At 76.6% G+C, this 10,895-nt stretch carries 1 protein-coding gene; it reads right to left on the minus strand.

Annotated features, from left to right (window positions below):
• Positions 1-9 precede the first annotated feature (9 nt).
• Complete coding sequence (locus IAG44_RS00100; RefSeq protein WP_246561308.1) at positions 10-10,890, minus strand: type I polyketide synthase; 10,881 nt, start codon at positions 10,888-10,890, stop codon at positions 10-12.
• Positions 10,891-10,895 lie beyond the last annotated feature (5 nt).

The raw sequence follows: 10,895 nt of genomic DNA on the forward strand, positions 1-10,895 counted from the left end.
CGGTACCGGTCAGATCAGGTCGCCGAACTCGCTGTCGATGAACGCGAGGAGTTCGTCCGCGTCGGCGTCGTCCACCCGGGGGTCGGGGCCGTCCTTGGCGGGGGCGGTCGCGGTGAGCCGGGCGAGGATGCGGCGCAGGCGTTCGGCGGTCTCGGTGTGGGCCGGGTCGTCGGGGGCCAGTGCCTCGGCGGCCGTCTCCAGCCGGTCGAGGTCGCGCCGCAGCCGTTCGGCCGGGCTGCTCTCGGCGGGCAGCAGCAGTGTCAGCAGGTGCTCGGCGAGCGCGGCGGGCGAGGGGTGGTCGAAGACGAGGGTGGCGGGGACGGTGAGCCCGGTGGCCGAGGTGAGCCGGTTGCGCAGCTCGACGGCGGTCAGGGAGTCGAACCCCTGGTCCTTGAACGCCTGGTCCGGGTCGATGTCCCCGGCGTCGGCGTGCCCGAGGACCTGTGCGGTGCGTTCGACGACGAGCGCCAGCACGCGCGCGGCCCGCTCCTCGTCCGGCAGCGCGGCCAGGGCCGCCGTGAAGTCCCCGCTGTCGGGGGCCGTGCGGCGGGTGGTGGCGCGGCGCTGTGGCCGGGGCTGTCCGAGGAGGCCGGTGAGCAGGGCGGGCGCGGGCCGCTCGCGGTGGTGGGCGCGCAGCGCGGGCAGGTCGAACGGGGCGGCGGTGACCGCCGGTTCGCGTCCGGTCAGCGCGGCGTCGAACAGGGCGAGCCCTTCGACGGTGGTCAACGGCCGGGTGCCGGTGCGACGCAGCCTCTCCAGGTCCCGGGCGCCGAGCGCCGCCGTCATCCCGCTGGCCTCCTCCCACAGCCCCCACGCGATCGCCGTGGCCGGCCTGCCCTGGCGCGCGCGTTCGGCGGCGAGGGCGTCCAGGGCGGCGTTGGCGGCGCAGTAGTTGGCCTGTCCGGCGGCGCCGAAGGTGGCGGACGCGGACGAGAACAGGACGAAGCAGTCCAGGTCGAGCCCCGCGGTCAGCTCGTGCAGGTGGCGGGCGCCGTCCGCCTTCGGGCGCAGGACGGCGTCGAGGCGTTCGGGGGTGAGCGCGGTGAGGACGCCGTCGTCGGTGACGCCCGCGCAGTGCACGACGCCGGTCAGGTCGTCGATCCCGGCGAGCAGGCGGGCGACGGCGTCCCGGTCGCCCGTGTCGCAGGCGGTGACCCTGGCCTCGGCGCCGGTCTCGGTCAGCTCGGCCAGCAGTTCCCGGGCGCCCGGGGCGTCGGCGCCGGAGCGGGAGGTCAGCACGAGCCGGCGGACGCCGTGCGCGCGGACCAGGTGCCGGGCGACGTGGGCGCCGAGGGTGCCGGTGCCGCCGGTGACCAGGACCGTGCCGGCCGGGGCCGGCAGGGTCAGGACGGCCTTGCCGACGATGCGGGCCTGGGCGACGGCCCGGAACGCGTCCGGGGCGCGCCGCACGTCCCAGGCGGTGACCGGGGGCGGGGTGAGCGTGCCGGCCTCGAAGAGGGGGTGCAGGGCGTCGAGGATCGCGCGGATCCGGTCGGGCCCGGCGTCCCCGAGGTCGAAGGCCCGGTACTCGACTCCCGCGTGCAGGGCGGCCACCTGTGCCGGGTCCCGCAGGTCGGTCTTCCCGATCTCCACGAACCGTCCGCCGCGCGGGAGGAGTTGGAGGGAGGCGTCGGTGAACTCGCCGGCGAGGCAGTTGAGGACGACGTCCATGCCGTCGCCGCCGGTAGCGGTGAGGAACGCGTCACGGAAGTCGAGGGTGCGGGAGTCGGCGATGTGCGCGTCGTCCAGGCCCGCTGCCCTGAGGGCGTCCCACTTGCCGCGTGACGCGGTCGCGAACACCTCGGCGCCCAGGTGCCGGGCCAGTTGCACGGCGGCCGTCCCGACGCCGCCCGCACCGGCATGGACCAACACCCGCTGTCTCGCGCCCAGTTGGCCCAGGTCCACGAGCCCGTAGTACGCGGTGAGGTGGACGACGGGCGCGGCGGCGGCCTGTGCCGCGCTCCAGCCGGACGGGACCCTCGTCAGGAGCCGTTCGTCGGTGACCGCCTCGGGCGCGAAGGCGCCGTCCATCATGCCGGTCACCCGGTCGCCGACCGTGAAGCGGGTCGCGCCGGGGCCGGTCTCCACGACCGTTCCCGCGCCCTCGATGCCGAGGTCGGCGTCGCCCGGGTACATGTCGAGGGCGACGAGGGTGTCCCGGAAGTTGACCCCGGCGGCCCGGACGGCGATCCGCACCTCGCCCGGGGCGAGGTCACGCCTGGCGGCGGGCACCAGCGCGAGGGTGTCGAACGAACCGCGCTCGGGCACGTCGAGGCGCCACGGCCCGGTCGCGGGCGCCTCCAGGAGGGTCCCGGCGTCGGCGCGCTCCAGCCGGCGTCCGTACACCTGTCCCTGGCGGACCGCCAGGTCCGGTTCGCCGGTCGCGAGGAGCGCGGCGACGGGCAGGTCACCGCCCTCGGTGTCGACGAGGACGATCCGCCCGGGGTGCTCGGCCTGCGCCGCCCGCACGAGCCCGGCGGCCGCCGCCTGCGCGAGCGTGCCGGGGTCGGCGGGGGCGGTCTCGGTGAGCAGTCCGGCGGGCGGGACGGTCGCGGCGCGCCGGGTGACGAACAGCAGCGGCACATCGGCCCGCTCGTTGTCCAGCCACCGCTGGAGCGTGGCCAGGACCCGCCCGGTGACGTGGCCCGGTTCCCCGTCGGGGCAGTGGGCGACGACGGTGTCCGAGACGACGACCGCGTCCCCGGCGCCGGACCAGTCCTCGATGTCCAGCGTCTCCACCGGGGGCAGTTCGGCGGGCGGGGTGAGCGGGGTCCAGCCGATCCGGTACAGCGTCTCCCGGCCGGCGGGCGACAGCCGTTCGGCGCTCGTCTCGCGCAGGACGAGCCCGCGCACGCTCACCACCGGCTGGCCCGCCGCGTCCACGGCGGCCAGCGACACCGTCCCGTCGTCCGCCCGGTCGATGCGGGCGCGCACGGCGTCGGCGCCGGCCGCGTGGACGCGCACGCCGGTCCACGCGAAGGGCAGCCGGGGTGCGCTGCCCGGGGGCAGGGCGACGCCGAGGGCGTGCAGGACGGCGTCCAGGAGCGCCGGGTGCAGGGCGAAGCGGGCGGCGGCGGGCCGCTCGTCGTCCGGGAGTTCGGCCTCGGCCCACAGGGTGCCGTCCGCGCCCTCGACGACCGTCCGCAGCCCCTGGAAGGCGGGGCCGTAGTCGAAGCCGGCGTCGACGAGGCCGGTGTAGAAGCCGTCGAGCGGGACCGGACCCGTCTCGTCCGACGGCCAGTCGACGGACGGGGCGGTGTCGTCGGCGGCCGGGGCGAGAACGCCCTCGGCGTGCCGGGTCCAGGGCTGGGTGTCGCCGTCGGTGACCGGGCGGGAGTAGACGGCGACCGCGCGCCGGCCGTCCTCGTCCGGCTCGGCCACGACGAGCTGGAGGTCGGCCGCCGTGTCCCGGGGCAGGGTGAGCGGGACGGCGAGGGTCAGCTCGGTCAGCTCCGGGCAGCCCAGGCGCTCGCCGGCCCAGCAGACCAGGTCGACGAAGCCGGTGCCGGGCAGCAGGGCCGTGCCGAGGACGCCGTGGTCGGCGATCCAGGGGTGGGTGGCCTGCGCGATCCGCCCGGTGGCGATGACCTCTCCCCCACCGGCCGACGCGATCCACGTCCGCAGCAGCGGATGCCCGGCCGCCGCGACCCCGGCCGCCTCCAGCGCCCCGGCGGACACACCCGCGCCGTCGGGCCAGTACCGGCGGTGCTGGAAGGCGTACGTCGGCAGCGGGACCCGCCGGGCGCCCGTGCCGTCGAACACCGCGCCCCAGCCGACGTCCACGCCCTGCGCGTAGGCCTCCCCCAGCGCGCCCAGCAGCGTCTGCGCCTGCGGCCGGTCCCGGCGCTGCGCGGCGACCACCGCCAGCTCCGGCGCGGTCTCCCGCACGGCCGCCGACAGGGAGCCGTCGGGGCCGACTTCGAGGACGGTGGCGATGTCCTGGGCCTGCGCGGTCCGGATGCCGTCGGCGAACCGGACGGGCGCGCTGACGTGGGTCAACCAGTAGGCGGGGGTGGTGAGTTCGGGTCCGGCGAGGTCGCCGGTGACGTTGGAGACGACCGGGATGGACGGCTCGGCGTACGTCACCTCGGCGAGGACGCGTCCGAACTCCTCCAGCATCGGGTCCATCAGGCCCGAGTGGAAGGCGTGGCTGACCTTGAGCTGCTTGACCCGGCGGCCCCGGGCTGCGAAGCCGTCGGCGACCTCCTTCACCGCGACCTCCTCGCCGGAAAGCACCAGCGCGCGTGGGCCGTTGACGGCGGCAAGCCAGACTCCGGGCGTGTCGGTCAGCTCGGACTCCTCGGCCTCGACCGCCCACATGGCCCCGCCCGAGGGCAGCTCCTGCATGAGGCGCCCGCGTGCGGCGACGACCCGGCAGGCGTCCTTCAGCGACCACACCCCGGCGATGTACGCGGCTGTCAACTCGCCCAGCGAGTGCCCGAGAACGACGTCCGGACGCACCCCCCACGACTCAAGAAGCCGGTACAGCGCGACCTCGACCGCGAACAGTGCGGGCTGCGCGAGCCCGGTCGCCGCCAACTCCTCCTCACTGCCTTCGAAAACGGATTCCTTCAGCGCCAACTCACCAAAGGCCGCGCACACTTCGTCGAACGCGGCGGCATACACCTCGTACGCCTCGTACAACTCCCGCCCCATCCCGACGCGTTGCGAGCCCTGCCCGGAGAACATGACCGCGAGCCCGCCGTCCGAGACACCAGGCGAGGCGTCCGTGGAGGTGGCCAGAGCATCGAGGGCGGTGCGGAGTGTCCCGGTGTCGGTGGCGAGGAGTGCGGCGCGGTGGCTGAGGGCGGCGCGGTGGACGGCGAGGGTGTAGCCGAGGTCGGGCAGGGTGAGTGCGGGGTCGTCGAGGGCGGCGCTCAGGCGGGCGGCCTGGGCGCGCAGGGCGGGGGCGGTGCGAGCGGACAGCAGGACGGGGACGGCGGGCAGGGTGCGCGTGGCCTGCGGCTGCGGGTCGGCGGTGGGGGCCTGTTCCAGGACGACGTGGGCGTTGGTGCCGCTGACGCCGAACGCGGAGACGGCCGCGCGGCGCGGGCGTCCGGTGTCGGGCCACTCCCTGCGCGAGGTGAGGAGTTCGACGGCGCCGGACGTCCAGTCGACCTGCCGGGTCGGTTCGTCGACGTGCAGGGTCTTCGGGAGGAGGCCCGCGCGCAGGGCGAGGACGGTCTTGATGACCCCGGCGACGCCGGAGGCGGCCTGTGTGTGGCCGATGTTGGACTTCAACGAGCCGAGGTACAGGGGCCGTTCGCGGCCTTGTCCGTAGGTGGCGAGGACGGCCTGCGCCTCGATGGGGTCGCCGAGGCGGGTGCCGGTGCCGTGGGCCTCGACGGCGTCGACGTCGGCGGGGGTGAGCCCGGCGTCGGCCAGGGCGTCGCGGATGACGCGTTGCTGGGAAGGGCCGTTGGGGGCGGTGAGGCCGTTGGAGGCGCCGTCCTGGTTGATCGCGGAGCCCCGGACGACGGCCAGGATCTCGTGGCCGCCTCGGCGGGCGTCCGACAACCGTTCGACGACCAGGACGCCGGCGCCCTCGCTCCAGCCGGTGCCGTCGGCGGCGTCGGCGAAGGACTTGCAGTGGCCGTCCGGGGCGAGGCCGCCCTGGCGGGTGAAGGATTCGAAGGCGGTCGTGGTGGCCATGACGGCGGCGCCGCCCACGAGCGCGAGGTCGCACTCGCCGGCGCCGAGGGCGCGGACCGCGTGGTGCAGGGCGACGAGGGAGGAGGAGCAGGCGGTGTCGAAGGTGACGGCCGGGCCCTCCAGGCCCAGGGTGTAGGAGATGCGGCCGGAGGCGACGCTGCCGACGGAGCCGGTGAGGGCGTAGTCCTTGCCCTCCTCGGTGGTGAGGGCGAGGGAGGCGTAGTCGAAGTTGCCGGCGCCGATGTAGACGCCGGTGCGCGAGCCGTGCAGGGCGGGCGGCGCGATGCCGGCGCGCTCCAGGGCCTCCCAGGAGACCTCCAGGAGGAGGCGCTGCTGGGGGTCCATGGCGAGGGCTTCGCGCGGGGAGATCCCGAAGAAGCCGGCGTCGAAGTCGGCGAGTCCGCTCAGGAATCCACCCTGGCGGGTGGCGATGTCGAGGCCGGTGGGCCAGCCCCGGTCGGTGGGGAAGGCGCCGATGCCGTGCCGGCCCTCGCTGACGAGGTCCCACAGGTCCTCGGGGTTCTCGACGCCGCCGGGGAAGCGGCAGGCCATGCCGACGATCACGATGGGGTCGTCGTGCGTCTCGGTCTGCTGCTGCGGGCGGGCGGTGGCTTCGGCGGCCGGGGCGAGGTCGAGGCGGTCGCGGAGGGCGGTGGCGACGGCGGCCGGGGTGGGGTGGTCGAAGACGAGGGTGCTCGGCAGGGTCAGGCCGGTCGCGGCGGTGAGGCGGTTGCGCAGGTCGACGGCGGTGACGGAGTCGAGGCCGAGGTCGCGGAAGGCGCCGGTCGCGGTGACCGCCTCGGGGTCGGGGTGGCCGAGGGCGGCCGCGGCGGCGGTGCGGACGAGGCGCAGGAGGTGGCGGTCGCGGTCCCGGTCGGTGAGGTGGGCGAGTTGCGCGGCGAGGGCGGGGGTGTCGGCGGGCGCGGGGGTCTCGGCTGCTTCGGGGAGGGCGTCGAGGAGGGGGCGGTGGCGGGCGGCGCGGTAGCCGGCGGCGAACACCGGCCAGTCCATGGCGGTGACGGTGAGGGTGGTCTCGCCCGCGCCGACGGCGTCGAAGAGGGCGGTGAGGGCGGTGTCGGGGTCGAGGCCGCGTACGCCGATCCGGTCGAAGGCGCGCTGGGTGTCGGCGTCGACCATGCCGCCGCCGGCCCAGCTGCCCCAGGCGACGCAGGTCGCGGTGGCGCCCCGGGCGCGGCGGGCGGCGGCGAGGGCGTCGAGGTGGGCGTTGGCGGCGGCGTAGGCGGCCTGGCGGGCGCCGCCCCAGATCGCGGCGCCGGAGGAGAACAGCACGAACGCGTCGAGGTCGAGGTGCGCGGTCAGCTCGTCGAGGTGCCGGGCGCCGTCGCTCTTGCCGGCGGCCATGCGGGCGAGTTCGGCGGGGGTGAGGTCGTCGAGGCCGGTGAAGCCGGTGACGCCGGCGGTGTGTATGACGGCGGTCGGCGGGTGGGCGGCGATGACGGCGGCGAGCGCGTCGCGGTCCCCGGCGTCGCAGGCGACGATCGTGACGCGGGCGCCCGTTTCCCGTATCCGGTCGGCGAGTTCGGCCGCGCCTGGGGCGTCGGGGCCGCGCCGGCCGGTGAGGACGAGGTGGTCGGCCCCGTCGCTCGCGAGCTTGCGGGCGACCCGGGAGCCGAGGGTTCCGGTGCCGCCGGTGACCAGGATCGTGCCGCGCGGCGTCCAGGGGGCGCCTTCGGGGCGGGGTGCGTGCACGAGGCGCCGGACCAGAGGGCCGGACGCGCGCAGCGCCCACTCCTGTTCGGCGCCGGGGGCGGCGAGGAGGGCGGCGAGGTCGACGGCGGTGCGGGGGTCGAGGCCGGTGCGGAGGTCGCCGACGGTCAGGGGATCGGCGTCGGCGTCGGCGTTGTCGGCGGCGTGGGTGTCGAGGGCCTGGGGCAGGTCGACGAGGCCGCCCCAGCCGTCGGGCCACTCCAGCCCGACGACCCGGCCGAGCCCCCACACCTGTGCCTGTTCGGGCACGGCCCCTTCGTCGGCGCCGGTGGCGACGGCACCCCGCGTGAGGGTCCACAGCGGGCCGTTCGTGCCGAGGGCGCGCAGCGCCCGCACGGCGCCGAGCGTGGCGGCGAGCCCGGCGGGGATCGTGGGATGGCCGGGGTGGGGGCGGGTGTCGAGGGCGAGCAGGGAGACGGTCCCGGTGGCCTGCGCGCAGGGCGCGAAGACGTCGGCGGGCGCGTCCTCGGGCACGGTGATGCGGTGCACCTCGGTGGCGCCGTGCGCGGTGAGGGCGGCGGCGGTCCAGTCGGCCTCGGGGAGGGCGTGCGGGGGTTCGAGGAGCACCCAGGTGCCGTCGAGCGGGGCGGGTTCGGCGGGGGCGGGCTGCCAGACGACGTGGTGGCGCAGGGCGTCGGCGGCGGTGCGCCGGCGGGTGCGGGCGCGCCAGTCGGCGAGGGCGCGGACGGTGGCGTCGAGTCCGTCGTCGGCGGTGACGCCGAGGCGGTGGGCGACGGCGAGGGTGTCGCGGTCGTCGACGGCGTGCCAGAGGGCGGCGGTGTCGGGGTCCTCGGCGGTGGCGGGGGCGGGGGTGTCGAGCCAGTGGCGGGTGCGCCGGTAGGCGTGGGCGGGGAGTTCGGTGCGGCGGGCCCCGGTGCCGGCGAGGAGGGCGGCGAAGTCGACGGGGGCGCCGTGGGCGTGGGCTTCGGCCAGGGCCTCGGTGAAGCGGCGGGGCCCGTCGGTGTCGCGGCGCAGGGTGGCGGTCACGGCGGCGGGGGCGGGGTGCGCGTCCAGGGTGTCCTGGAGGGCGTGGGTGAGGACGGGGTGGGGGCTGACCTCGATGAAGAGGGTGTGCCCCGCGTCGAGGAGGGCCCGGGTGGCGTCTTCGAAGCGGACGGTGTGGCGGAGGTTGCGGTACCAGTAGCCGGCGTCGAGGAGGCTGGTGTCCGTGCGGCCGGGGGTGACGGTGGAGTAGAAGGCGGTGGTGGCCGTGCGGGGGGTGACCGGAGCCAGGAGGGTGCGCAGGTCGTCTTCGACGGCCGTGACGTGGGCGCAGTGGGAGGCGTAGTCGACGGCGACGCGGCGGGCACGCACGCCGTCGCGTTCGCAGGCGGCGATCAGCTCGTCGAGGGCGTCGTCGTCCCCGGCGACGACCGTGGCGGCGGGCCCGTTGAGCGCGGCGACGTCGACGCGGCCCGCCCAGGCGGTGAGGCGGGCGCGGACGGCGTCGCCGGCTTCCGCGACGGAGACCATGCCGCCGCGTCCGGACAGCCCGGTGAGGGCGCGTGAGCGCAGGGCGGCGACCCGGGCGCCGTCCTCCAGGGACAGGGCTCCGGCGACGACGGCGGCGGCGATCTCTCCTTGCGAGTGCCCGACGACGGCGTCCGGGGTGACGCCGCACGCGGACCACAGTGCGGCGAGGGAGACCATGACGGCCCACAGGACGGGCTGGACGACGTCGACGCGCTCCAGCGTGTCCCGGGTGCGCAGGACGTCGGTGAGCGACCAGTCGACGAACGCCGAGAGGGCGTCCTCGCACTCGGCCATGCGGCGGGCGAAGACCGGCGAGGTGTCGAGGAGGTCGACGGCCATGCCGGCCCACTGCGAGCCCTGGCCGGGGAAGACGAGGACGACGCGGGCCGGTCCGTCGGGGGCGCTGCCCTGGACGACGCCGGCGGGGAGGGTGCCGTCGGCGTACTGGTCGAGGAGCGGGGTGAGGGCGGGGAGGTCGGGGGCGAGGGCGACGGCGCGGTGCGGGAGGTGGGCGCGGGCGGTGGCGAGGGACCAGGCGAGGTCGGCGGGGGTGGCGTCGGTGCGCGTCAGGTGGCGGCGCAGGGCTGCGGCCTGGGCGGGCAGGGCGGCCGGGGTGCGGGCGCTGAGGGGGAACGGGAGGAGTGGCGCGGTGTGGAAGGCGGGGGTGTCGGGGGCGTCCGGGGCGGCGGCGAGGGGGGTGTCGGCCGGGGCCTGTTCGACGATGACGTGGGCGTTGGTGCCGCTGATCCCGAAGGAGGAGACGCCCGCGCGGCGCGGCCGTCCCGTCCGGGGCCAGGGGCGGGCCTCGGTGAGGAGGCGGATCGCGCCGGAGGTCCAGTCGACCTCGGTGGTGGGCCGGTCGGCGTGCAGGGTGCGGGGCAGGACGCCTTCGCGCATCGCGAGGACGGTCTTGATGAGTCCGGCGACGCCGGCGGCGGCCTGGGTGTGCCCGATGTTGGACTTCAGCGAGCCGAGGTACAGCGGGTGTTCGCGCCCCTGCCCGTACACGGCGTGCAGTGCCTCGGCCTCGATGGGGTCGCCGAGGCGGGTGCCGGTGCCGTGCGCCTCGACGGCGTCGACGTCGGCCGGGGTGAGGCCGGCGTCGGTGAGCGCGGCGCGCAGGACGCGTTCCTGGGCGGGGCCGCTGGGGGCGCTGAGCCCGTTGGAGGCGCCGTCCTGGTTGACGGCGGTGCCCCGGACGACGGCCAGCACCGGGTGCCCGTTGCGGCGGGCGTCGGAGAGGCGTTCGACCAGGATGAGGGCGGCGCCCTCGGACCAGCCGGTGCCGTCCGCGTCGGCGCCGAACGCCTTGCAGCGGCCGTCGCCGGCGAGTCCGCCCTGCCGCTGGAAGCTGTGGAAGAGGCCGGGGGTGGACAGGACGCAGGCGCCGCCGACGAGGGCGAGGTCGCAGTCGCCGCGCCGCAGGGACTGGGCGGCGAGGTGCAGGGCGACCAGGGAGGAGGAGCAGGCGGTGTCGACGGTGACGGCGGGGCCCTCGAAGTCGAAGGTGTAGGCGATGCGGCCGGAGGCGACGCTGGCGGTGGTGCCGGTCAGGAGGTGGCCGCCGGTGTCGTCGTCGGCGTCGTCGAGGCGGGGGCCGTAGTCCTGGGCGACGAGGCCGGTGAAGACGCCGGTGCGGCGGGCGTGCGGTGCGCGCGGGTCGAGGCCGGCGTGTTCGAACGCCTCCCAGGCGGTCTCTAGGAGCAGGCGCTGCTGGGGGTCCATGGCGGCGGCCTCGCGCGGGGAGATGCCGAAGAAGCCGGGGTCGAAGGAGGCGATGTCGGGCAGGAAGCCGCCGGGGAAGGAGAGGTCCCAGCCGCGTGCGGCGGGTACCGGGCCGATGGCGTCGCGGCCGTCGGCGAGCAGGTCCCACAGGGCGCGCGGCGAGTCGGCGCCGCCGGGGAGCCGGCAGGACAGGCCGACGATCGCGAGGGGTTCGCGGGCGTCCTGCTCCAGGCGGTGCAACTGCCCGCGCGTCTCGTGCAGTTCGGCGGTGACGCGCTTGAGGTAGTCGACCAGCCTCTCGGATTCCGACATGTCCG

Origin of the sequence: Streptomyces roseirectus (assembly GCF_014489635.1) — a bacterium.
Classification (GTDB): domain Bacteria; phylum Actinomycetota; class Actinomycetes; order Streptomycetales; family Streptomycetaceae; genus Streptomyces; species Streptomyces roseirectus.

Excerpts from the sequence above, each read along its gene's own strand:
- IAG44_RS00100 (WP_246561308.1), bottom strand. The coding sequence starts at position 10,890 with ATGTCGGAATCCGAGAGGCTGGTCGACTACCTCAAGCGCGTCACCGCC.